The sequence below is a fragment of the Bradyrhizobium sp. SZCCHNR1093 genome (assembly GCF_032381175.1).
In the GTDB taxonomy this organism is placed as follows: Bacteria; Pseudomonadota; Alphaproteobacteria; order Rhizobiales; family Xanthobacteraceae; genus Bradyrhizobium.
In genome coordinates this window covers 1-24,006 of the sequence record NZ_JAUHJJ010000005.1, presented here as the reverse complement: position 1 = coordinate 24,006, position 24,006 = coordinate 1, and the positions used below count along the sequence as shown (strand labels likewise).

The 24,006-nt window shown below is 65.5% G+C and carries 20 protein-coding genes and 1 pseudogene; 8 read left to right on the top strand and 13 right to left on the bottom strand.

Features of this window, described 5'->3' with window-relative positions:
• Positions 1-3: 3 nt before the first annotated feature.
• A complete protein-coding gene (locus tag QX070_RS17955) occupies positions 4-1,503 on the bottom strand; it encodes a tetratricopeptide repeat protein (RefSeq protein ID WP_315738339.1) in 1,500 nt (499 codons plus the stop codon).
• Between the two features lie 926 nt (positions 1,504-2,429).
• Between QX070_RS17955 and QX070_RS17950 the strand changes: the two genes are divergently transcribed.
• Both QX070_RS17950 and QX070_RS17945 read left to right on the top strand, forming a co-directional pair.
• Positions 2,430-4,592: an anthranilate synthase component I gene (locus QX070_RS17950; RefSeq protein WP_315738338.1), complete on the top strand. Its 2,163-nt coding sequence runs from the start codon at positions 2,430-2,432 to the stop codon at positions 4,590-4,592.
• Positions 4,593-4,748: 156 nt separating this feature from the next.
• Complete coding sequence (locus QX070_RS17945) at positions 4,749-5,288, top strand: adenine phosphoribosyltransferase (protein ID WP_315738337.1); 540 nt, start codon at positions 4,749-4,751, stop codon at positions 5,286-5,288.
• 16 nt (positions 5,289-5,304) lie between these two features.
• Here the strand turns inward: QX070_RS17945 and QX070_RS17940 are convergent, their stop codons facing one another.
• The 9 genes from QX070_RS17940 to QX070_RS17900 all read right to left on the bottom strand — a co-directional run bounded on the left by QX070_RS17940 (position 5,305) and on the right by QX070_RS17900 (position 15,620).
• Positions 5,305-5,973, bottom strand: a complete 669-nt coding sequence (locus QX070_RS17940; RefSeq protein ID WP_315738336.1) for a hypothetical protein — start codon at positions 5,971-5,973, stop codon at positions 5,305-5,307.
• A 56-nt stretch (positions 5,974-6,029) separates the two neighbouring features.
• Positions 6,030-6,791 (bottom strand): hypothetical protein, encoded by a 762-nt coding sequence (locus QX070_RS17935; protein WP_009025709.1) that lies wholly within the window; start codon positions 6,789-6,791, stop codon positions 6,030-6,032.
• Positions 6,792-7,054: 263 nt separating this feature from the next.
• A complete protein-coding gene (locus tag QX070_RS17930) occupies positions 7,055-8,254 on the bottom strand; it encodes a M48 family metallopeptidase (RefSeq protein ID WP_315738335.1) in 1,200 nt (399 codons plus the stop codon).
• Between the two features lie 33 nt (positions 8,255-8,287).
• Positions 8,288-8,845, bottom strand: coding sequence for a LemA family protein (locus QX070_RS17925; protein WP_315738334.1), 558 nt, complete (start codon positions 8,843-8,845; stop codon positions 8,288-8,290).
• 188 nt (positions 8,846-9,033) lie between these two features.
• Positions 9,034-9,462: a hypothetical protein gene (locus tag QX070_RS17920; RefSeq protein ID WP_315738333.1), complete on the bottom strand. Its 429-nt coding sequence runs from the start codon at positions 9,460-9,462 to the stop codon at positions 9,034-9,036.
• A gap of 145 nt (positions 9,463-9,607) precedes the next feature.
• Positions 9,608-10,594, bottom strand: coding sequence for a small ribosomal subunit Rsm22 family protein (locus QX070_RS17915; protein ID WP_315738332.1), 987 nt, complete (start codon positions 10,592-10,594; stop codon positions 9,608-9,610).
• A gap of 63 nt (positions 10,595-10,657) precedes the next feature.
• Positions 10,658-14,122 carry a chromosome segregation SMC family protein gene (locus QX070_RS17910; protein WP_315738331.1) on the bottom strand — a complete coding sequence of 1,155 codons (3,465 nt, stop codon included), beginning with the start codon at positions 14,120-14,122 and terminating at the stop codon, positions 10,658-10,660.
• Positions 14,123-14,365: 243 nt separating this feature from the next.
• Positions 14,366-15,022, bottom strand: coding sequence for a DsbA family protein (locus QX070_RS17905; protein ID WP_315738330.1), 657 nt, complete (start codon positions 15,020-15,022; stop codon positions 14,366-14,368).
• A 118-nt stretch (positions 15,023-15,140) separates the two neighbouring features.
• The gene (locus QX070_RS17900) at positions 15,141-15,620 is read right to left on the bottom strand and encodes a DUF721 domain-containing protein (RefSeq protein ID WP_315738329.1); all 480 of its coding nucleotides are present in this window, start codon (positions 15,618-15,620) and stop codon (positions 15,141-15,143) included.
• 125 nt (positions 15,621-15,745) lie between these two features.
• Between QX070_RS17900 and mutY the strand changes: the two genes are divergently transcribed.
• On the top strand, positions 15,746-16,849 hold the full coding sequence (mutY, locus tag QX070_RS17895; protein ID WP_315738328.1) for an A/G-specific adenine glycosylase: 1,104 nt from the start codon (positions 15,746-15,748) through the stop codon (positions 16,847-16,849).
• Between the two features lie 431 nt (positions 16,850-17,280).
• Here the strand turns inward: mutY and QX070_RS17890 are convergent, their stop codons facing one another.
• The gene (locus QX070_RS17890; RefSeq protein ID WP_315738327.1) at positions 17,281-17,550 is read right to left on the bottom strand and encodes a DUF2798 domain-containing protein; all 270 of its coding nucleotides are present in this window, start codon (positions 17,548-17,550) and stop codon (positions 17,281-17,283) included.
• Between the two features lie 434 nt (positions 17,551-17,984).
• A pseudogene (locus QX070_RS17885) lies at positions 17,985-18,916 on the bottom strand (LysR family transcriptional regulator).
• A 96-nt stretch (positions 18,917-19,012) separates the two neighbouring features.
• On the opposite strand from QX070_RS17885, the gene QX070_RS17880 reads away from it, so the two are divergent.
• Together QX070_RS17880 and QX070_RS17875 are read left to right on the top strand one after the other, a co-directional pair.
• Positions 19,013-19,438 carry a nuclear transport factor 2 family protein gene (locus QX070_RS17880; RefSeq protein ID WP_315738326.1) on the top strand — a complete coding sequence of 142 codons (426 nt, stop codon included), beginning with the start codon at positions 19,013-19,015 and terminating at the stop codon, positions 19,436-19,438.
• 34 nt (positions 19,439-19,472) lie between these two features.
• Entirely contained in the window at positions 19,473-19,898 is a 426-nt protein-coding gene (locus QX070_RS17875) for a nuclear transport factor 2 family protein (protein WP_315738325.1), read from the top strand.
• Between the two features lie 137 nt (positions 19,899-20,035).
• Here QX070_RS17875 and QX070_RS33040 read toward each other — a convergent pair whose 3' ends face one another.
• Positions 20,036-20,251, bottom strand: coding sequence for a helix-turn-helix domain-containing protein (locus QX070_RS33040; protein WP_409999175.1), 216 nt, complete (start codon positions 20,249-20,251; stop codon positions 20,036-20,038).
• 15 nt (positions 20,252-20,266) lie between these two features.
• Between QX070_RS33040 and QX070_RS17870 the strand changes: the two genes are divergently transcribed.
• The 3 genes from QX070_RS17870 (at position 20,267) to QX070_RS17860 (ending at position 23,093) form a co-directional block, all read left to right on the top strand.
• Positions 20,267-20,446: a hypothetical protein gene (locus QX070_RS17870; protein ID WP_315738324.1), complete on the top strand. Its 180-nt coding sequence runs from the start codon at positions 20,267-20,269 to the stop codon at positions 20,444-20,446.
• A gap of 1,069 nt (positions 20,447-21,515) precedes the next feature.
• Positions 21,516-21,953 carry an HIT family protein gene (locus tag QX070_RS17865; RefSeq protein ID WP_315738323.1) on the top strand — a complete coding sequence of 146 codons (438 nt, stop codon included), beginning with the start codon at positions 21,516-21,518 and terminating at the stop codon, positions 21,951-21,953.
• Positions 21,954-22,280: 327 nt separating this feature from the next.
• The gene (locus tag QX070_RS17860) at positions 22,281-23,093 is read left to right on the top strand and encodes an SDR family oxidoreductase (RefSeq protein ID WP_315738322.1); all 813 of its coding nucleotides are present in this window, start codon (positions 22,281-22,283) and stop codon (positions 23,091-23,093) included.
• The last annotated feature ends 913 nt before the right edge of the window (positions 23,094-24,006 follow it).

The window sequence follows — 24,006 nt, the reverse complement described above, 5'->3', positions numbered from 1 at the left end:
CGCCTATCGTTGCGGGGGCGGTATGGCAGCTTCGCGGCTCTTCTTCAGCTCGCGAGCCGCGTCCCGGTTGCCTTGGGCCTCGGCGAAATCCGGCTCCAGGGCGATGGCCGCATCGAAGTCGGCGATCGCGCGATCGTAGTCCGCCTTCTCCTTATAGGCGAGGCCGCGATTGTTGTAGGCATCGGCATAGCTCGGATCGAGCCTGATGGCTTGGTCGAAGTCGACGATGGCCCGGTCGTGATCCCCTTTGTCGTCGTAGGCGATGCCGCGACGGTTGAAGGCCTCTGCCAGCTTGCCATCGAGCCTCAAGGCCTCGTCATAATCGGCGATGGCGCGATCATGATCGCCTTTCTTGTCGTAGGCCGCGCCGCGGTTCATGTATGCTTTCGCGTGCTGCGGCTCGAGCTTGATCGCCACGCCGAAATCCACGATGGCCCGGTCGTGATCGCCCTTGTCGTCATATGCAATACCGCGATTGACATGGGCAAGAACGTGACCCGGATCGCGCCTGATCGTTTCGTCGAAATCGGCGATGGCCTGATCGATGTCACCTGTTTCGAAATACGCGATCCCTCGGTTGAAATGGGCATTAAGGGCTTTCGCGGGCGTCAGGCCAAATTTGATCGCAGCGCTGTAGTCGGCAATGGCGCGGTCGAACTGCTTCTTGTGTTTATGCACGATGGCGCGAAGGGTGTATCCGGTGGCGTCAGTCGGGTCGCGTCGGATCCCCTCGTCTATATCTGCGAGTCCGCGATCGAAGTCGTTCCTGATAACATGGACTGCGCCGCGATCAACGTAGGGCTTGGCTTGCTCGGGATCCAGCGCCAACGTTCGATTGAAGTCCGAGAGCGCCTGATCATAATTTTCTTTCGAGAAGTAGGCCAAGCCGCGATTGTAGTAGTAGAGCGGCTTTTTCGAATCGAGCTTGATCGCCTCGTCATAGTCGGCAATCGCGCGGTCGTAGTCGGCTTTGGCCGCGTAGGCGAACCCACGATTGTTGCGAGCTGCCGGGTAAGAGGGATCGAGCCTGATTGCTTCGGTGAGATCGGCAATGGCGCGGTCATAGTCCTGTTTCTCATAGTACGCATTGCCACGATTGAAATAGCCTTGGATCTCCTCCTGTCCGGACCATCGATCGGACTGCAATGCGAAGGTGCAGCTCTCGATACGCTGGTCGGCCGGGAAACGGCGGTCCAGGCACCAGGCCGGTGGCGGCTCGCTCTGTGCAACAGCGTCGGGCGCCGTCGCCAGGGCAAAAAGGAGCATGGCGGGCAGGGCCAGGGAATGGCGTTGCAACGGACGAATGCCTTCTGCAAGGGAGACGATGCAGCATAGACCGGGCGCCGCAGGCCCGGCAATTCGGATAGCCGCTCTGCCGGTGAGATCTGAGCCGGGCTGGTCGAGCATGCGCCGGTACGCCAAATTCATCAGCCGTCTCAAGCTGATTTGCCCTGTCCAGTCCGGCCTCGAAAAATATTCTTGTTTCTCTTTTTCAGAATTCATGCTTGGATGTGCGCGTCCCACCCCGGCACGAGGGGCGTATCGCGATCGTCACGAGACGCGGGGTGGAGATGCGGTGGGCGCGTCACGTCGCAGCATGGCTCAGGTCGTGCGGACGAACGGCGGGCGCGCACGGTGAAGTCGCATGGTCCTGGCCTCCCGACGCTGAGGCTACGCTGGTGGATGATCCGCCAGTCACGGGGGCAAGACAGCCCGGTCCCCGGGGAGAATGCGTATAATCCGTCAAACCATCGCGCAGGGAAGGCCGGTCGTCCGGCTGACCTGTGGTGACTGCCGCCTGCTTTTTTTGCTGCAGGCGGGCCACGGGCATCAGCCGATGCCCGGCCTTCCCTGCGCCCTCGACTTGGAGAGGGCGGTGTCGATGATCATCCCTCGGGCAGATCGTGTCGCGAGAATGCTTTTCCATGTTTGATCGTCATCTCAGTTTCCGCTCTTGCCTTGGCCTCGCCGCTGCCCGTTATTGCGCCCTCGCCCCTTGTGGGAGAGGGCATGTAGGACAGAGCGGCAAACGCGATTGGGTGAGGGGTATGCCTCTGCAAGCAGGACTCGCGGAGAGATACCCCTCACCCAACCGCGCCCGCGGATGGGCCGTGCATGCCCTCTCCCGCAAGGGGCGAGGGCGCTGTATCTGGCAGCCGCCCCGCGGCGCCTCTGTTGATTTGCTGACGCATCCCACCCCCATTTGTGGCCCCGCCGCACTTGACCGCAGCCGTCCCGCATGGTCAGGTCCGCGCCATGAGCACCCTTGTCCGCCCAGCCCGTCTCTGGTGGCGCACCTTGTAAAAGGTGGCCGGTGCGATTTTATTGACATCCAATCGCAGAGGGGCCGCCACGCAGCGGCGGCTTCCGGTTGGTCCTGTGTGGCGTTTCCTCGGCAAGTTTCGTAAGAGGACGCCTGAGAGGACCCCATGAACAGGACCGTTTTCGCCCTTCCAGCTGTCAGCGACTACCGCACTCGTGGCGGGCTCGCGATCACGCGCGCCGTCGAGCAGTTTTCCGGTGGCGCCAGCCGGCTCGACGATCTGATCGACCTGCTCGACCGCCGCCGCGGCGTGGTGCTGTCCTCGGGCACGACCGTGCCCGGCCGCTACGAGAGTTTTGACCTCGGCTTTGCCGATCCGCCGCTCGTGCTGGAGACCAAGGGCACCACCTTCACCCTGCAGGCGCTGAATCGTCGCGGCGAGGTGCTGATCGCGTTCCTCAAGGACACGCTGCGCGAGCCCTGCGTGGTCATCACCGAGGCCTCGCCTGCGCGGCTCGCCGGGCACATCGTCCGCGGGCCTGCCCCGGTCGAGGAGGACCAGCGCACCCGCCGCGCCAGCGTGATGTCGCTGGTGCGGGCGATGATCGCTGTGCTGTCGGCCAATGACGATCCGCTGCTCGGCCTGTTCGGCGCCTTCGCCTATGACCTCGTGTTCCAGATCGAGGACCTCTTGCAGAAGCGGCCGCGCGAGAAGGACCAGCGCGACATCGTGCTCTACGTGCCGGATCGCCTGCTGGCCTATGACCGCGCCACCGGCCGCGGCGTGGTGCTGTCGTATGATTTTTCCTGGAATGGCCAGTCGACATCAGGCCTGCCGCGCGACACCGACGCCAGCGTCTATCTCAAGGAGCCGCGCCAGGGTTTTGCCGATCACGCGCCCGGCGAGTACCAGGCGACGGTCGAGAAGGCCCGCGCGGCGTTTGCCCGCGGCGACCTGTTCGAGGCGGTGCCCGGCCAACTGTTTGCCGAGCCCTGTGAGCGCTCGCCGGCGGAAGTGTTCCAGCGGCTCTGCCGGATCAATCCGTCGCCCTATGGGGCGCTGATGAATCTCGGCGACGGCGAGTTTCTGGTGTCGGCGTCACCCGAGATGTTCGTCCGCTCCGATGGCCGCCGCGTCGAGACCTGTCCGATCTCCGGCACCATCGCCCGCGGCCGCGACGCCATCGGCGATGCCGAGCAGATCCGCCAGCTCCTGAACTCGGAGAAGGACGAGTTCGAGCTCAACATGTGCACCGACGTCGACCGCAACGACAAGGCGCGCATCTGCGTCCCCGGCACCATCAAGGTGCTCGCGCGCCGGCAGATCGAGACCTACTCCAAGCTGTTCCACACCGTCGATCACGTCGAGGGCATGCTGCGGCCGGGCTTCGACGCGCTCGACGCATTCCTGACGCACGCCTGGGCGGTCACCGTGACCGGTGCGCCGAAGCTGTGGGCGATGCAGTTCGTCGAGGACAATGAGCGCTCGCCGCGGCGCTGGTATGCCGGCGCCATCGGCGCGGTGAATTTCGACGGCTCGATCAACACCGGCCTCACCATCCGCACCATCCGCATGAAGGACGGGCTCGCCGAGGTCCGCGTCGGCGCGACCTGCCTGTTCGATTCCGACCCCGCGGCCGAGGATCGCGAGTGCCAGGTCAAGGCCGCGGCCCTCTTCCAGGCGCTGCGCGGCGATCCGCCGAAGCCGCTGTCCTCGACCGCGCCGGACGCCACCGGCTCCGGCAAGAACGTGCTCTTGATCGACCACGACGATTCGTTCGTGCACATGCTGGCGGACTATTTCCGCCAGGTCGGCGCCAACGTCACCGTGGTGCGTTACGTCCATGCCTTGAAGATGCTGGCCGAGCGCAGCTGGGATCTCATCGTGCTGTCGCCCGGACCGGGCCGCCCCGAGGACTTCAAGATCTCGACGACGATCGATGCGGCGCTCGCGAAGAAGCTGCCGATCTTCGGCGTGTGCCTCGGCGTGCAGGCGATGGGCGAATATTTTGGCGGTCAGCTCGGCCAGCTCGCCCAACCGGCGCATGGCAGGCCGTCGCGGGTCCAGGTGCGCGGCGGACGCCTGATGCAGGGGTTGCCGAACGAGATCGTCATCGGCCGCTACCATTCGCTGTTCGTCGAGCGCGACAGCATGCCGGAGGTGCTGACCGTCACCGCAGCGACCGAGGACGGCGTGGCGATGGCGATCGAGCACAAGACGCTGCCGGTCGGCGGCGTGCAGTTCCACCCGGAGTCGCTGATGTCGCTCGGCGATGCCGTGGGTTTGAGGATCGTGGAGAATGCGTTCCGGCTCAATCAGCCGGGGTGAAAGGTGGTTGCCGTCATCGCGAGGAGCGTGAGCGACGAAGCGATCCAGAGTTGTTTTCGCGACCCTGGATTGCTTCCGCCTTCGCCCGAGTGGGCTTCGGCGGACACGTCGCTTCGCTCGCAATGACGGCACATAAACAGAGTGGATGAGAGCACGATGACGTTCGATCTGGACATCAAGAATACGGTCCGCACCATTCCGGACTATCCGAAGCCGGGCATCCTGTTCCGGGATATCACGACGCTGCTGGCGGACGCGCGCGCGTTCCGTCGCGCGGTGGACGAGCTGGTGCATCCCTGGGCCGGCTCCAAGATCGACAAGGTCGCCGGCATCGAGGCGCGCGGCTTCATCCTCGGTGGCGCGGTGGCGCATCAGCTCTCGGCCGGCTTCGTGCCGATCCGCAAGAAGGGCAAGCTGCCGCACAAGACGGTCAGCATGTCCTATGCGCTGGAATACGGCACCGACGAGATGGAGATGCATGTCGACGCGGTCGAGCCCGGCGAGCGCGTGATCCTGGTCGACGACCTCATCGCCACCGGCGGCACGGCCGAGGGGGCGGTGAAGCTGCTCCGCCAGATCGGCGCCACGGTGGTGGCGGCCTGCTTCATCATCGACCTGCCGGATCTCGGCGGCGCCGCCAAGCTGCGCGCGCTCGACGTGCCCGTGCGCACGCTGATCTCCTTCGAGGGGCACTGAGGAACGCGCGGCGGCGTCAGGACCGCTGCATCAGGAGCTCGTTCTCGATCTCGCGCAGCGCATAGTAGTTGCGCCGGATCCATTGATAGAGCTCGGTGGACGGGTCCTTCTCCTGGCGCAGATAGCCGGTAAAGGAGAACGAGAAGCGCTCGATATAGGTCCTCAGGAACGCGGGCAGGGCGGCAATGCGCAGATGCTTGCCGCGGCTGTAGAGGTCGGGGAGCTCCTCGCGCAGGACGTGGTCGTTTTCGACCACGATCAGCTGAGGTCGCGGGATCTGTCGCCGCAGGGCGTCGTAGGCGCGCATCGACACCCGGTCGCCCTCGGCGCAGTACAGAACGATCGGGACCACGTTCCGCCGTGAGGCCTCCTTCAAAAAGCCGATCTCCTCGGACATCTTGAAAAACTCGTCGAACGAGTAGTAGCCGAGGTCGATCACCTTGGCGATGCCGTCGTTGAGGATGACGCGATCCATCAATTGGATCTTGCCGTAGGTGTCCTCGATCGTCGCGGTCTCGGTGATCTGCGGCAGGAAGTCGAGCAGCGACGGCTCGCGCAAGGTGACGTCGAAGGCGAGCACCTGGCCGTTCTTGAGCAGCAGGAACTCGCTCAGCACCCGCGCAAGCAGCGTCTTCCCGGACTGCGGCCGGGGCGAGCAGACGATGTAGACGGGCGTTGCGGGCATCAGACCTATATCAGGTCAAATGCGGTTGCGATAAAGTCCCATCCTTCACGGGGCTGCTATTTTTCCCCGGCCGGCCGCGGCGCCGCCGCCTTGGTCGAACCGACGATGTCGGTCAGCTTGATGCGGTCGTACTCGCTCCAGACATTGGCGAGCCAATGCCGGACATAGCCGCGCAGCACGAAGGAGTAGTTGGCGGCCTCGTCGCGCGGGCCCTTGTTGGCGACGAACTTCAGGAACGGCACCGAGGCGACCTCGACCTGCTCGAACGCCATCTCGTTGAGCTTGGGGATGGTCAGCTCGGTCGCATCCTTGATGCGGTGGAAGTAGGAATTGTAGGTCGACTGGTCCCACTCGAAGAAGCTGGTGTTGTTGATGAAGTTCTTCACCAGGAAGTACTTCGCGCCGATCATGTAGCTTGCCGTCTCCGCGATCTCGTCCAGCGAGGCGATCGACGAGCCCAGGATGTGGAACACCGCGAAGGTGATCTGGCCGGAGCGGGCGGCGTCGAGGAAGCCGATGTCGCGCAGTGCCGCGAGCGTCGGCGACATCAGGCCGGCGCGGACGTCGATCACGGTCACCGAGGGCGCCACCGCGCTCAAGGTGTCGAAGATCTTCATCTGGTCCGGCGTCGAATTCATGTCGACGATCTCGGTGATTTCCGGGTGGAAGCGCTTCAGGGTGCCGCGCGGATGCTCGGTGTCGAACGCCCGGGTCGGGACGTTGTTGGCGCTGAAATAATCGAGCAACGTCCGCGACACCGTGGTCTTGCCGACCCCGCCCTTGTCCGCACCCACCACAACCACTGCCGGTTTCGCCATGGAAAGTCCTTCAGCCCTGAGGCCGGCCAGGGGGCCGGCGCTTTGCATTCTGCTTTGGGCGCGAACATGGCAGAAACGCTGGAGAATTCAAATTCATTGCAGCACGAGACCGGGGAAATTTGCGCCTTCGCTGCAACAGATCGGCGCAATCGGACCCGTTCCAGCCGAAACGTCCGGTTCGCGCCGAAACACTTGAGAGCGAATGCCGGGATGATTGCGCGCTGCGCGCGATCGGGGCTCGAACAGCGCCGCAGCTGCTGGTCCTAATGCCGGCCCCATGGGCCTGCAGCAGGTGTCGTCCAGGGGCCTTCCGGGGCGGCTTGCCCGCTGCCGGGTGACTTACCCCCTCCATCGGCATCGCTCCAGGGGCCGGCCGGGGGCAGCGGCGGTGGCGCAGTGCCGTCGGCTGGCTCGTCACCGGTATCGTTATCCCTCCCGTCGGACGGCAGCGCTAGCGGGCCGGGATCATGGCCGCCGGCGAACTTGATCAGCGCCTGGACGCGGGAGTCGACCGAGGGGTGGGTGGCGAACAAATCGGCAAAGCCCTCGCGCGGATTGTCGACGCACAATTCCATGACGGCGGAGGTGGCGCCGGGCAGTTCGCCCCGCCCTTCGATCTTGCGCAGGGCGCTGATCATGGCGTCCGGATTCTTGGTCAGCTCGACCGAACCGGCATCGGCAAGGTATTCGCGGGTGCGCGACAGCGCCAGCTTGACCACCTGGGACAGCAGCCAGGCCACCACGATCAGCACCACCGCGATGATCACGACGATGATGGCCCCGCCGCCGGAGCCCTTGCGGTCGGAGTCGGACGAGGAGGAGGAGGACGACGACGAGCGGCCCCAGCCGCCGCCCCAGCTCATGTTGGTGAACAGGCGGAAGAACAGTTCGCCGAAGAAGCCGACCACGCCGGCGATGATCACGGCCACGACCATCAGCTGCACGTCGCCGTTGCGGATATGGGTGAGTTCGTGGCCCAGCACCGCCTCGATCTCCTGGTCATCGAGTGCGTTCAGAAGACCGCTCGTGACGGTGACGGCGTATTGCCGCGGATTCAGGCCGGTGGCGAAGGCGTTCAGCGCCGGGCTGTCCATGACCTTCAGCTGCGGCATGGTGATGCCGCGCGAGATGCAGAGATTCTCGAGCAGATTGTACAGCCGCGGCTGCTCCTGGCGGGTCACGGCCGTCCCGCCGGTCACGGCGTCGATCATCTTCTGATGGAAAAAATAGGCGATGACGATCCAGGCCGCGGCGCCGATCGTGGCCCAGGGCAACGCCTTGATCAGGTCGCGCGTAGCGGCCTGCATGTAATAGGCGACGCTGCCATTGCCGTTGATCATGACCTCCGCGATCAGCGCGCCGGCGAACACCAGCACGTAGATCAGCAGGAACAGGCCGCCGAGCAGCAGCATCGAACGGGTCTTGTTCGATGCGATGTGGGTGTAGAGACCATAGGCGGCCATGATTTCGGGCCCTTCAGGCGCGAAGGCGCTGGCTCAGAACTTCACGCTCGGCGTGGCCTCGACCTCGGCCCGGCTGGTACCGAGATCGAAGAATTCCTTGCGGGTGAAGCCGAAGGTGCCGGCGAACAGCGCGGCCGGCATCTGCTGGATGCTGGTATTGTATTCCTGCACAGCGTTGTTGAAGAAGCGGCGGCTGGCGGCGATCTTGTTCTCGATGTCGGAGAGCTCGCCGGCGAGTTGCTGGAAGTTGGCGTTGGCCTTGAGGTCCGGATAGGCCTCGGACAGCGCGATCAGGCGCCCGAGCGCGCCGGAGAGCTGGCCTTCGGCGGCCGAGACCTGGGCCGGGCCCTGCGCCGACATCGCCGCATTGCGGGCCTTGATCACCTCGTCGAGGGTGCCGCGCTCATGCGCGGCGTAGCCCTTCACGGTCTCGACCAGGTTCGGAATCAGGTCGTGGCGCAGCTTGAGCTGGACGTCGATGTCGGCAAAGGCCTGGCCGACCCGCTGGCTGAGGGCGACCAGCCGGTTGTAGGCGCCAAGGGCGAACAGTACGAGGATGACGATGATGCCGAGGACGATCCAGCCGGACATGACGGGCTCCGAGGGAGAGGGCAGGAGGACGAGGCGCCGCCACGCGACGGCGCCGCCGGTCCGCAGGTGGACCGGCGTGCATTGGTCGCATTAGGGGGGATGCTCGTTCAAGTCGCTTGAGGCTGACTGGTCCGTTCGATGGTCGCCCAGGCGACCGAATGGGCGCCGGAGGCAGTGATGCGCAGGGCTCAATAGGGACGGGCAACCCGCCATTGCTGCGTGGGATCGTTGCCCTTGATATCGCCCGGGGCGCTGTCGAGCTGCGAGGTGTAGAGCGGACGGTAGCGGTAGGCCCACATCTTCTTGCCGTCGCTGCGGGTGATGACGGTGAAGTCGCCGCTGGCGGTCGCGTTGTCGGGTGCGATCAGGGGCGGCCGCTTCTCGGCGCAGGCACCGTCGCAGGTCGATTTGTTCCCGGTGTTGTCGCGCTCGGTGTAGTACAGCGTCATCCCCTTGGGATCGACCAGGACGGGGCCGTTCTTGCCGACGATGGCCTTGGCCGGCGGGCCTTCCTGCTTCGGCGGGGGCGGTGCCGAGGATCCACCACCGTGGCTGTTTGCCAGGGCCGTTCCTGCCGAAGCCAGCAGCGCGGCGGTGATCATCATCGTCCTGAACATCGAAACGCGTTCCCTTGTGAGTAGCGCCTTCAGCGCCTGTTACAGCTCACCGTAGCAAGCGCGGATTTCTCGCCGGTTTCGCGAAATCGCGAAAATGAGAGACGAATACGACCCGCCGTTAACCATGGGCCGTCGGCCGAGGCATCTACGAACCTGGCGGCTCCACGCCGTCGCCCCAGTCCCAGCGCCGCGCGGCGGCAAAGGCGGGCTTGTCGCGGCGGGGGATGCTGACGACCCTGGCGGCACCATCCGCCTGGCACAGCTTCGCGGTTGCCCCGACCTTGGTGACCGCCGGCGGCGCCAGCACGCGTGCGGCGGGCCGATGCGTCGCGGGCTTGCGGGTGAGGGCAATGAAGCTGAACTTCTCGTCCTCGAACGGAACGTCCGCGCCCTTGAGCTCGCGATGCGCCCGCGAGCGCGCCAGCCGCTGGGCGAAATGGCACCAATCCGGTGCGATCAGTGGACACGCCGCGGCGTGCGGGCAGGGGGCGGCGATGTGGGCTCCGGACGCGATCAGGCGGTCGCGCGCCGCGATGATGCGCTGATAGCCGGCGGGCGTGCCGGGTTCGACGATCAGGAGCGTATCGCCGGTCCTCGTCCACAGCGCATCAATGATGCCCGGGCGTTCGGCGTCGCTCAGTTCGCCAATCATGTAGCTGGCGATGACGAGATCGGCGCCCGTGCTGCGCTCGAGCAGCGCTCGCGCCGGGCCCAGCGCGTAGTCGAGGTCGCGGATGCGTGTCGCGTCGCCAGCGAGCGCCAGCGCGAGCGTGCGCAAGGCGGGATTGGAATCGATGGCGGCGAAAGACGCCAGCGACGGGAATGCGTCCGCCGCAGCGAAGCTTGCGGTGCCCGGACCGGCACCGACATCGAGCAGCGAGGCCGGGGCGAAGTCCGGGCTGGCCTGCATCAAGGCATTCAGGCTGGCCACCACCGCAGCATACGTCGCCGGCATCCGCACAGTGGCATAGGCGATTGCGTCGGCTTCGCTCGTGATCGTCCCCGAATTGCCGCCGCTGCGATAGGAATCCGAGATGCGGGCCGCGCGAGCGGCGGCATCCTGCCGCGACTGCCCGTGCAGCCTGGCTTCGAGGGATGCCTTCAGCGCTGCGGGCAAATCAGGAGAGATCATCGATCCTCTCCACGCGTCAGTCCGGGCGCCGCGCAGGCGGCGATCCGGAATGACGGAGCAAGATCACGCCACCTGCTGGTCGAGGATCTTCACGGCCTCGTCGAGTGCGACCGACACCAGCTGCGACACGCCGCGCTCGGCCATGGTGACGCCGAACAGCCGGTTCATGCGCGCCATGGTGATCGGGTTGTGGGTGATGATGATGAAGCGGGTCTCGGTCGAGCCCTTCATCTCGTGCAGCAGGTTGCAGAAGCGTTCGACGTTGTGGTCGTCGAGCGGCGCGTCGACCTCGTCCAGCACGCAGATCGGCGAGGGGTTGGTGAGGAACACCGCGAAGATCAGCGCCATCGCCGTCAGCGCCTGTTCGCCGCCCGACAGCAGCGACAGCGTCTGCGGCTTCTTGCCCGGCGGCTTGGCGATGATCTCGAGGCCGGCCTCGAGCGGATCGTCGCTCTCGATCAGATGCAGCGCGGCCTCGCCGCCGCCGAACAGCTCGGTGAAGAGACGCTTGAAGTGATCGTTGACGGTCTCGAATGACGCCTGCAGGCGCTCGCGCGCCTCCTTGTTCAGGCTCTGGATGCCCTGGCGCAGCCGCTTGATGGCCTCGACCAGGTCGTCGCGCTCGGTGGTCAGCGCGGTGTGCGAGCCCTCGACCTCGGTGAGCTCCTCCTCGGCGCGCAGGTTGACGGCGCCGAGCCGCTCGCGATCGCGGCGCAGCTTCTCCAGGCTCTCTTCGATCTCATGCAGCGGCGGCAGTTGCGTGTCCGGGCCGATCTCGGCCATGGCGGCAACCGCCTGCGGCTCGCATTCGAGCATGTCGTGGATCTCGCGCTCGACGTCGCCGACGCGGCGCTTGGCGCTTTCGAGCCGCTCCTCGGCGCGGGCCGCGGCCTCGCGCGACTTCGACAGGGCTTCCAGCGACGCCTTGGCGGCACGGTCGGTGTCGCCCATCGCGGTCTCGGCTTCGGCCAGCGCGTCGGCGGCGACCTGGCGCTCGCCTTCGGCGATGGCGAGCTCGTCGATCAGCGCGCTGCGCTTCTCGGCAAAGATCTCCGGCGCGTTTTCGAGCTCGGCGCGTTCGTCCTTCACCTCGGCGATGCGCGCCTCGATGGTGGCGATCTGCGAGCCGGCGCCGCGGATGCGGTTGAACCAGTCGTTGCGCTCGCTGATGATTGCCTGCACGCGGCGGTCGGCGAGCTCGGCCTCGCGGGCCAGCGCCTGCGCTTCGGCCCGGACCTGCGCCGCGGCGCGGCGCTTGGTCTCGATCTCGGCCCGCACGGCGGCAAGACGGCCGTCGGCTTCGTTGGTCGCCGGCAGCTCCTCGATCGCCTCCAGCGCATTCTGGTGCAGCTCGGCGATCTCGGCGCGGTCGTGGGCGAGGCGGGTCGAGGCTTCGACCAGCGCCGATTTGCGCGCCGAATGGCGGTTGATCTCGCGCTCGGCATTGGCGTGGCGCTCACGCGCGGAGTTCACCTCGCGCTGGGCGGCGCGCCAGGCTTCGCGCGCGGCGCTCTCGGCGGCGGTCGCGGCCCTCACCTCGGCCTCGGCGCTCTCCAGCGCCTGGCGCTTGCTCGTCGCATCGATGCGCGCCAGCTCTAGCTCGGCCTCGATGTCGATCAGGCGGGCGCGCTCGGCCAGACGCCGTGCCGCGCCGGTTGGCGCATGCGCCGCGGCGATGAAGCCATCCCAGCGCCAGACGTCGCCTTCGGAGGACACCAGCCGCTGGCCGGTCTTGAGCTGCGACACCAGCTGGGCGCCGCGATCACGCGACACCACGCCGATCTGCGCCAGACGTCGCGACAGCTCCGGCGGTGCCTGGACATAGGCCGCGAGCGGCTCGACGCCATCCGGCAGCGCGGGGTCGATGACCTCGGCGCCGGCCACGGTCCAATGCATCGGCGCGGACGCGTCGACCGGCGCATCAAGGTCGTCGCCGAGCACGGCGCCGAGCGCCTTCTCATAGCCCTTGGCGACCGTGACGCCGTCGATGATCGGCGGCCACAGATTCTTGGTCTCGCTGTTGACCATCTTGGAGATGGTGCGGGCCTCGGTCTCGAGCCGCTGCGCGCGCTTCTCGGCCTCGGCGAGCGGGGCGCGCGAGGCTTCGAGCTTCTGCCGTGCATTGGCCTGCGCCGACTCGTTGGTCTGCACCGCGGCCTCAGCCTGCGCCTCGGCCTCCTCGGCCGCTTCGAGCGAGGCGGCGAGCGTGTCGAGATCGCCGAGATGGGCGGTCTCCTGCGCCAGCCGCTCCTCGTCGGCGCGGACATTGGCGATGTCCTGGTCGAGCCGGGCGAGCCGGTCGCGGTGGCTGCGGACGTTGGCTTCGAGCTGGTTGCGGCGGGCGGTGAGGTCCGCAAGCTGCGTCGTCAGCTCGGTGAACTGGCGCTCGGTCTCGGCAAGCAGCGCCTCCGCCTCGGCGACGCGCTCGTCGACGCCACTGCGCATCTCGACGCGCGCCTTGATCTCTTCCTTCAGCTCCGCGTCTTCGGTTTCCAGCCGCTGCAACGCGACCTGCGCGTCCTGGTTCTGCTGCTGTTCGCGCGCGACGTCGGCGGTGAGCTGCATCAGGCGGCGATCGAGCTCGCCGGCGCGCTCCTTGGCGCGCAGCTCCTCGCGGTCGAGCAGGTCGCGGGCGTTCTTCAGCCGCTGCATCGTCGCCGCGGCGCGGGCCTCGGCTTCGCGCAGCGCCGGCAGATGCGAGGAGCGGATGGCCTGGATGCGGGCCGACTCGGCCTGCTCGCGGGTCCGCTCGGCCATCTCGCGCACGGCGACGTCGTGCACATGGGCGGCGTCGTTGAGATCGGCATGCGCGCCCATCCAGCGCATGTGATAGAGGGTGGCTTCCGCCTTGCGCACCTTGGCCGCGACCTCGCGGTAGCGGATCGCCTGCCGCGCCTGCTTGCGCAGGCCTTCCATCTGGCCGGAGAGCTGGCCGATGACGTCCTCGACGCGCAGCAGATTGGTCTCGGCCGCCTTCAATCGCAGCTCGGCCTCGTGGCGGCGCGCATGCAGGCCGGCGACGCCGGCGGCGTCTTCCAGCACGCGGCGGCGCTGCTCAGGTTTCGCTTGAATGATTTCGCCGATCTTGCCCTGGTGGACCAGCGCCGGCGAACGCGCGCCGGTGGCGGCGTCGGCGAACAGGATCTGCACGTCGCGGGCGCGCACGTCGCGGCCGTTGATGCGATAGACCGAGCCGGCCTCGCGCTCGATGCGACGCGAGATTTCGAGAATGTCGCGATCGTTCACGGCGGCTGGCGCGGTGCGATCGCTGTTGTCGATCGTCATCACCACTTCGGCGTGGTTGCGCGACGGACGCGTGTTCGAGCCGGAGAAGATCACCGCGTCCATGTCGGCGGCGCGCAGCGATTTGTGCGAGGTCTCGCCCATCGCCCAGCGCAGCGCTTCGACCAGATTCGACTTGCCGCAGCCATTCGGACCGACGACGCCGGTGAGGCCGGGTTCGATCACGAAGTCAGTCGGTTCGACGAACGTCTTGAAACCGTGAAGACGAAGACGGGTGAGTTTCATGCACAGATTCTCTGTTGGCGGGAGACGAATCTCCCAGCCCCGACAATACCATGGAAGGCAATGTCAATGTGGACTGAGTCGCCCTGGCGCCCCATTCTGAGGGCGGGACAATGGCGAGGGCCGGTCCCCAGGGCAACCCGCCGGCCCTGCTTTTCCAAGGCTTTCTCGTGGCGAACGGCCCACGAAACAGAAGCGGCCCCATTGAGGGGCCGCGCTGTGTCTCTGAGGACTCAGTGATTCGAATCAGCTCTTCAGAAGCGGGTTGATCTTCTTCTGAAACTCCTCGATCGAAGTCTCGCCCTTGATCTTCTCGCCGTTGATGAAAAAGGTCGGCGTCGAATCGACTTTAAGAATGTCGCTCGCGTATTTCTGGTCGGCGGCGATCTTGTCGAGCAGCGCCTGGTCCTTCAGGCAGGCCTCGACCTGCTGCTGGCTGAGGCCGGCCTGCTTGCCGATCCGGGTCAGCGTCTCGGTGGTGTTCTTCACCACCCAGTCGTTCTGCGAGCGGAACAGCATGTCGGTGACCGCAAAATACTTCTGCGCATCGCCATTGGCGATGCAGCGCGTCAGCATCGAGCCGGCCGCGGCTTTGATGTCGAGCGGGAACTCGCGGAAGATGTAGCGCACCTTGCCGGTATCAATGTATTCGGCCTTCAGCTTCGGGAACACGGTCGCGTTGAATGCGGCGCAATGCGGGCAGGTCATCGAGGCATATTCGGTGATGGTGACGGCGGCGTCGGCCGGCCCGATCGCCATGTCCGGCAGCGACACCGGCTTGGCGACATCGGTGGCGCTCTGGGCCATGGCGTCCGAGATCAGCCGCAGCGGGGACAGGCCCGCCAGAGCGGCGAGGCCGGTCAGCGACAAGGCTGCGGTGAAGGCGCGGCGGGTGATGATCAAGGCTCTGCTCCGGAATGGGCGCATCTCGCGCCTGAAACACTCGTAACTCGGCTTTTCGCTAGCTTGAAACCCAGCTTGAGGCAATGCCGGGCCGCAAACCGGGATCAAACGGGAAGCGTCAATTTCGCTTGATGGCGGCGCCCAGCCGGGCGAGGGCGTCGCGCAGGGCGTCGTCCTCGATGGCGGTCAGGGTCTGCGCGACTTTCGCCACCGTGTTCGGATCGGGCGGCACCGGGCGGCGCTTCACCGGGGGGCGCAACAGCGGCCCCTGGCGCAGCGCCAGCTTGCCCACCGCGTGCCAGCCGAAGAAGCGGTTGACCCGCTCCAGGATCACGTCCGACGAATGCTGGATCTCCAGCGCCATCGGCCCCTCGACGCGCAGGATCAAGGTCGCCGGCTCCTGCGGCTGGCCCTCGACCGGCCGCGGCCATTGCATCTTCAGCGGCTGGGCGTGCTCGGCGATCTCGCGCCCGGCGATCTCCGGCCAGCGCGTCACCAGCTCGCGCGCGGCAAAGCCCTGCTTGGCATAGGCAGCCGACAGCACGTCGCCCATCATCAGCGACAATGGCTTTGCGGTGAGGCGGCCGGGCTTTGCCATCGATACAGGCTTCTCGTGGTCTGCCGCCCGTCCGAGCCGCCGAGGCTCGAAGAAAGCCGTGGATGCCGCAGACGAGACTGCGGTCCAGCGGGCGACGATGGCTCCTGACGTACTAGATTAAGCCAATGGTGTCATCAGCCCTTCCTTCCAAGCGCAAGAGCCGACCAGAGAATCGCGGCTCCGCCGAGCGCCCCGCACAACTGCTCGCCTGGTACGACCGCCACCGCCGGCGGCTGCCGTGGCGCGCGCCGGCCGGGCAGCGCTCCGATCCCTATCGCGTCTGGCTGTCCGAGATCATGCTGCAGCAGACCACGGTGAAGGCGGTCGGGCCGTATTTCGAGAAATTCCTGGCGCGCTGGCCGGATGTCTCGGCGCTCGGCGGCGCCGAGCTCGACGACGTGCTCAGGATGTGGGCCGGCCTCGGCTATTATTCGCGGGCGCGCAACCTGCATGCCTGCGCCGTCGCCGTGCTGCGCGAGCATGGCGGCGCGTTCCCGGACACCGAGGAGGGGCTGCGCGCGCTGCCCGGCGTCGGTCCGTACACCGCGGCCGCCATCGCCGCGATCGCGTTCGATCGGCTGACCATGCCGGTCGACGGCAACATCGAGCGCGTGGTGTCGCGGCTGTTCGCGGTGGAGGAGGCGTTGCCGCAGGCCAAGCCGCAGATCCAGGCGCTCGCGGCGACCCTGCTCGGGCCGTCCCGCGCCGGCGACAGCGCGCAGGCACTGATGGATCTCGGCGCCACCATCTGCACGCCGAAGAAGCCGGCCTGCGCGCTGTGTCCCTTGAGCGAGGACTGCGCCGCACGCGAGCGCGGCGACCAGGACACGTTCCCGCGCAAGGCCGCCAAGAAGACCGGTACGCTCAGGCGCGGCGCCGCCTTCGTCGTCGTCCGAGGCGACGAGCTGCTGGTGCGCTCGCGCCCCGCAAAGGGCCTGCTCGGCGGCATGACCGAGGTCCCCGGCTCGGAATGGCTGGCCGGGCAGGGCGACGCCGAAGCGCTGGCGCAAGCGCCGGAGCTGGCCGGCGTGAAACGCTGGCACCGCAAGCTCGGCGTCGTGACGCACGTCTTCACGCATTTCCCGCTGGAGCTCGTGGTCTATACCGCGCGGGTGCCGGCGCGGACACGCGCGCCGGACGGCATGCGCTGGGTTCCGATCGCGACCCTTGACGGCGAGGCGTTGCCCAACGTCATGCGCAAGGTCGTCGCGCACGGGCTGGGGCAGTGAGGGCGCGCTGAGCGTGTAGTTTGTAGGGTGGGCAAAGGCGCGCCACGCTGCTGATGAGTTCAGCGAGATGTTACCCGCGCCGTGCCCACCATCGAGGCTGCGAGTGCGCAGCGAGACGGTGGGCACGCTGCCGCCTTCGGCGACCGCTTTGCCCACCCTACGGCCGCGCATATCAATATGCTCCATTGTCGTCCCGGCGAAAGCCGGGACCCATACCCACAGGGAGTGGTTTGAGGCACACCGGTCATTGGCATTCTGCCCATCACGACGGCCGCGGAGTATGGGTCCCGGATCGGCGCCGTGCCGCGCTGGTGCGCGTCGCGGCTTGTCCGGGACGACAGCGGTAGATGAGGCGGATTCACGGCTCAAACAGCGGCTTGCGTGATACCCGTTGAAGCGGGGCCGCAGTTGAGCGGCCCCGCTGCTTTCGCTTAATTCGGCTTGGGCGTCTCCACCACGAGCGCCACGATCCGCCGCACCAGCGGCAGAACAGCGAGCAGCGTGGGGAACGCGACGAGCCAGGAGATGCCCCACGCTGCGGGCCAGGTCGCGATGAACGCCGGCGTCGGTCCAAGACTCTTCAGCGTGGCGATCGCCGACACGACGAACGTCATCAGCACCGAGAGTGTCAGCGGCATGACGACGGCTGCATAGCGCGCGGGCAGTTTTCTGCGCGCGCGCCGTTCACCAGGTGGATTCATGATGGCAGTTCCGGAATTCGATCGGTCGATCACGGGCAACGCATCCTGCATTCCTCCGGATCGAGCCGATCCGTTGAATGCGTTGCCTGACGTGAGACGCTTACGGTGCGCATCCGCGCAGCGTGCGTCTGATAGCCTGACAACAAGGCGGACGCCAGCCAAAAATCTGAACGAGCCGGAATTCATGCCGCTGCTGCGCTAGCCGGTTTGGAGGGTAGGGTGGGCAAAGGCGCGCATCACCGTATTCACCGCAGACTGCGCTCGATCGCGCGCCGTGCCCACCATCTGACGCGGAGTACGCAGCGTCACGGTGGGCACGCAGCCGCCCTGCCGGGCGGCTGCTTTGCCTACCCTGCGCGACCTCAACTGTATCAACGCATTTTGCTGTTGGCGGCCTGACGGAGGAGAACGCGCGGGCGCCCGCCGGCGTCCGCTCATGTCGGTTTCGTCGCACGTCCTGGCGCGCCGCCGAGCTCGCGGCCCGTTTCCAGCATCAGCGTGCGCAGCCAGATCGACCCCGGCTCGACCTGCGCCCTGGTCGGATAGAACATGTATTGTTCGTCGATGCCAGGATCGAGCGGCGGCGCGACGGTCGACAGCGACAGGGGCTGCGCCAGCGCCGCGATCAGGCGGCGCGGCACGAAGGCGACGAGATCGGTGCGCGCGGCGACATGCAGCGCCTCGATGTAGCTCGGCACGACCAGTGCGATCCGCCGCTCCCAGCCCTTGCTGCGCAGCCAGCCGTCGATCAGGTCCTCGCTTTGGCCGCGCAGCACCACCGCGACATGCCGGGCGGCCAGGAAGCCGTCTCGCCGGCTCAGTCGCCTGCCGACCGGGTGACCGCGCCGCACCGCCAGCGCATCGCTGTCGGTGTAGAGCAACTGGCGATGGAAGCCCTTGAAGGCGTTGCCGATCGAGATCACCATGTCGATGGTGCGGGCGAACTCGGCGTGGAAGATCGCAGGGCCTCGCCAAGGCACAACGTCGATGCGGAGGTTGGCGCGGCGCGCGTCACCTTGGCCATCAACGACGGCATCAGCAGCTCGACCGCGAGATCAGGCATCATCAGGCGAAATTGGCGTTCGCTCCGTGCAGCGTCGAACGCGTCGGGCGTGAACAGGCCGCGCACCTGATCCAGCGCCTGGGCGAGCGGAGCCTGCAGCGCAAGGGCGCGCGGGGTCAGCTCCATCCGCGCGCCGGTGCGGACCAGCAGGGGATCGCCGAGCAAGTCGCGCAGCCGCTGCAGGGCGTGGCTGGTGGCCGGCTGGGACAGTCCGATCCGCAGCGCAGCCCGGCTGACGCTGCTCTCGCGGAGCAGTGCGTCGAGCGCCACCAGCAGATTGAGGTCGAGCGCGGCCAAATTCATGGGCCGAATTGATATCATATCCGATATCGATTGGAAGAATGCGCCGCCACCCGTCATGCTTCGCCCTGTCGCAGAGGAGATCGGGAGACAGATGTCATGACCGCCAGCGCCAACAAGCGATTGATGCAAGAGCTGCTCGCCAAGGCCGCCGCCGGCGACCGCGCGGCCTATGTCGCGGCCATCGCCGACGACGTCACGATGGTGATCACGGGACAATATTCGTGGTCGCAGACGATCAGAAGCAAGGAGACGCTGCTGCGCAATCTCCATGGCCATCTCAACAGCCTGCTGGCGGAGGGACGCCGCGCCATTCCGCTGCGCTTCATCGCGGATGACGACCTCGTCGTGGTCGAGGCCAAGGGCGAGATGCGCACCAGGGCCGGACGGCCCTACAACAACGACTACTGCCTGATCTATCGGCTGCACGAGGGGCGCATCGTCGAGATCCGTGAATACTGCGACTCGGCGCTGACGGAAGCGGTGCTGGGACCGTTTCCGGCTGCGCTCAAGCAGACCGGTTGATGCGACGATGACCGAATTCAAGGAGAGTTTGCCGATGAGCGCCGTAGAAGCCACGGGTCATGACAACAAGCGGATCGTGCAGCATGTGTTCGACGAACTGGCGAAGAGCAATCCGCAGCCGCTGCTCGCGCATCTTGCGGATGATGTCCGCTTCGTCATCATGGGCAGCGGATCCTGGTCGCGCAGCTATGACGGCAAGGCGACCGTTCTCGCCGAGTTGTTCGCGCCGCTGCGGGCGCGGCTCGGCCGCATCACCACCATCCCGATCCGGCTGACGGCCGAGGATGACCGTGTCGTGGTCGAGGCGCGTGGCCGCAATACGACGAGCGACGGCAAGGTCTACAACAACAGCTATTGCAACGTCCTTCGCCTGGAGAACGGCCGTATCCTGGAATGGATCGAATATTGCGACACGCTGCTGATCGAGACCGCACTCGGTCCGCCGCCGACGACGTCATGAGACAATTACGGTGACATCTCTGGACTGCACCCCTCAAGTGAGACGCAGATAATTTCTGCGACAGGCATTTCGAGGATGACGTGTGGCAGCAAGAGGGAAAAACCGTCAGTTTCCGGCGCCCATCGCGGCCATCGTAGTTATTCGATCAACTGAATCCGGACCCTAGACGGAGCGTCCTTGAGCACGCTGGCGGCAGTAGCGCCAAAGGTTGCCTTGAAGGCGTGGCTGAAATGGCTGGAGCTCGAAAAGCCTGCATCGAGCGCCGCCGACGTGATAGAATCGCCATTTCCCACACGCTCCACAGCGTGCCGGAAACGAATCCAAATCCTAAACGTCCTAAGTGGCACCCCAATCTCTTGGACGAACAGATGCTGCAGGCGACCAGGGGAAAGGTCGACTCGCCGGGCCAGTTCCTGGATCGAGTGATTGCGGGCGATGTCAGCCCTTATGATAGCTACGACACGTTCAACCCGCGCATCGAACCGTGGTGGGCGCGGTTCGATTCCCAATGCCTGTTCAGCAGCGAAATCGAAATCGTCGAAGCGTAGCTTATCACCTGTCTGATGCAGCGCGTAGAGATTCCGCACAGCGACGATAAGCGAACTTTCGATGTCAGGGTCCAGTGAGCTTAGGCCACATCTCTGACGGGGCGAGAGGCGCCGATAGTAAGGATCGTCAGGGTCGTTGTATATCACGGCGACCGGCGCCCCGCTTAGATCAAGGGTATGCGCCAAGCCTGCGGGGACGATGGCGGTAAGGCAGGCCAGGCTCTCCCCGGCCATTGTGGTGCCGATCCGCAGAGGGGCCTGAAGCGCCACCAGGCAGACCGATATTGGATGCCGGTGCAGCGGCAGCGTACCCAGACGCCCGATGAACATCATTCGTTGAGGCCAGAGGCACAACAAAGCTCTCTCGTCGAAATTGGTAGCCGATTCTGGCAAGCGGCCATTCCTCCACACGTCTATGCTTCGAGAAGGTCACGCCGACGGCATCCAGCGACCTTGGCGCGCAAGCTCTTGTACCCGGCGTCCATAGCGGAAAGATTTGTTTGGGGAAATAATGTCGAACGCTTTCTTGATTGCGAATATTGAGTTGTGGCGGCTTCTTCCGGTGGGCGGCATCTGGAAATGCCGCCGCATGGTTGCGTCGCCCGAAGTGCGGGCGTCTGTTTACGCCGACCCCTGCCATCGCAGCGCCAATGTATTCACCTGTTTGCTTGGTTCTTGCAGAATTCGCGCGGCTGAGCTGGCCACCGGGCGTCAGCGTGATCGCCGTCAGCACGCGATCACCTTCCTCGCGATGGCTGGTAGCTTTCAACGATCACCCGAACAGCCGAATCTGAAGGCCTGTCACACGAGGAGTTCAAGCGGGCTACGCGATATAGCCCACTTGCAACAGGCGCCCGGTCAGCCTCAGCCGGACTAAGAGACGACAGTCCATGTCACGGGCGCCGCGCCCGGCACACGAGACCCCTCAGCGATTGAGCCGCCGTGCCGGGGACCGCACGTCCTCGGCCGATGGAGCCCGGGCCGCCAAAACTAGGGAAGCACTGCGCCGTCACCCAAAACACCCCACCGCACCGCGGTTTCTAGCCTCGCCCATACTCCGGAGCACCAGATGACCCTCGCCGCCCCCTACGACCCCGACAACATCTTTGGCCGAATCCTTCGCGGCGAAGTCCCCGCCGCCAAGGTCTGGGAGGACGATCACGTCCTCGCGTTCATGGACGCCTTTCCCCAGTCCGAAGGGCATGTACTGGTGATCTCGAAGACCTCGACCTCGCGCACCCTGCTGGACGTGGAGCCGGACGTGCTCGTTCGGCTGGTCGCAGCCACCCGACGCACCGCCCGGGCAGTGGTCAAGGCGCTGGCACCCGAGGGTTTCCTGATCGTTCAGTTGAACGGTGCGGCCAGCGGTCAGACCGTCTTCCACCTGCATTTCCATATCATACCTCGCTGGGCGGACGTTCCGATGAAGGGCCACGGGCAGGCGCCGATGGGCAAACCAGAAACCCTGCTCGCCCTCGCCGACCGCATCGCCACTGCGCTTGATTGACCGCAGCCCGGCATGCGGTCTGCTGCCGCTCAAATAGCAATCGGAAAAGCTCCGATGTGACTGCACGAAAACGATGTAGCCATGCCTTGCGGCGAACGCGCCGTCGCCCTGCGGGGGTATCACCGGAGGCTTCAACCGCTGGCGGAGTTTGTACGAAGTCCTGCTCAGCAACTGCACCTAGGAAGCTCAGCAAGGTCGACAAAATGAAAATAGGTGTTTCTGAGGCAACGGCGGTCAGTGGGCAGCACTCGACCGCGCGATTGGGCGAAGCTGGGGCTCGTCCTTTCTCCCGGCTTCCCGAAGTGGATTCTGGCTTAGGACTCTCATATGTTCCATTCACGTAGCATTGTCATCACCGGGGGGGCGACGGGCCTAGGCTTTGCGATAGCGAACGCGCTTACCCCCCAAGGTGCTCGGCTGACGCTCCTCTCGCGGCGAACCGATAATCTGGATCTCGCGGTTCATGAACTTCGTCGGCGACACGCCGGCGCCGATATCGAGGTGCAGCCCGTCGATGTTGGCGATCCGATTGCAACGTCTCAGGCTATCGAGGAGGTTGCTCGGCGCCGTGGAGGGATCGACATGCTGTTCAACAATGCAGGTGTGATGCGCGAGGGGCGGTTCGAGACCCTCACCGACAATGACTTCCAGGCCGTGATGCAAACCAATTTCTTTGGTCCGGTAAATGTCACCAGGGCTGCTTTACCCCATCTACGCGCCGCTGGCGGGCGGTTGATCAACATAGCATCGATCGCTGGTCTGACCGGAATCTTCGGTTTCACCGCCTATGGATCTGCGAAACACGCCTTGGTCGGCTTCACCGAATGCCTGCACTACGAACTGCTGCGCCAAGGTATCAAGGTTCACCTCGTCTGCCCAGCGGAGTTCGAGACGCCTATGGTGGCGGAGCTTGATTCCTATCGGACACCGGAGAACCGGCGACATACGCTGACCATCCCGAGAACTCCCTTGGAAATCGTGGTTGCGGACACATTGCGGGGAATCCGGCGCGACCGGTATTTCATCGTTCCGGGTGGCCGCGCCCGGCTGGCCGTCCTCGGCTTGCGACTCGTACCATCGATTGTGCGTAGACTTGGCGAGCGCATTGTTGGGAAACTCGAGCGGAAGCACCCGGTGTGAGTTCATCGTCATACCGGCGATCGGCCGCGAGGCAATCCGTCGGAGGATGAACATGAATATGGTGACGCCTTCCGCGAGCGTATGAGGTCAGGCTTAAAGACTTCCGCTGCGTCACCAGATAGGACAAACCCGCCAGCGCGTGGACTGGTTGGAGCGAAGCGATACCATTGTTGTCTCGTAGACCAATTGATGGGTTTCGCGTTGCTCCACCCATCCCGCGAGCTAATCGACAGCATGCCGCGAAACTAAAGCGAAGTCACGCCCCACGCTTTGTCGGTGGCAGTAGCACGCCGGGCGGCGGATTCCAGTATTTCGTTGAGTAATACGTATTACGGTGACGCTGCATGAAACTTGTCGTGGCGCGCTGCCCCGACGAGACGGCTGCATACCGGTCGGCGCTGATCGCATCGACGGCGCAGCATGCGCCGACATTGCACGTCATTCCGATCCGTCGCTCCGTTCCGTTCCAGGACGCGTCTTCCGTTTTTCGGAATTTGTCTTGACTCCGCCCCCAAATCAATGGCTATATCCGCCCCGTTCCGTCCCGGCAGGAGGGGCGTACGCGTCGTCACGACACGCGGGGCGGGATGCGGTGGCTGCGACGGCGTCGTCAGGACGAGCGACGTCGACCGGCCTCGTGCAGGGCTGCGGCGGCTTGCCGGCGTGGCGCGCGTGCGGGGCCTTTCGCGGACGTTGAAATCGTGTGGTCCTGGCATCCCGATGCTGATGTCAACTCGCGTTGAGGCTTCGCTTCGCGCGGGGATGGTGGCCAGAAAGCCCGGCGCACCAGGGAGATCACGTATAAGACGGAAGCCCATCGCGCAGGGAATGCCGGAGGTGGATTCAATTGGTCGTCGCAACACTCGATGAGGAGGTTGCGATGGGCATTCGAAAGAAACGGTCAACGCGGGGC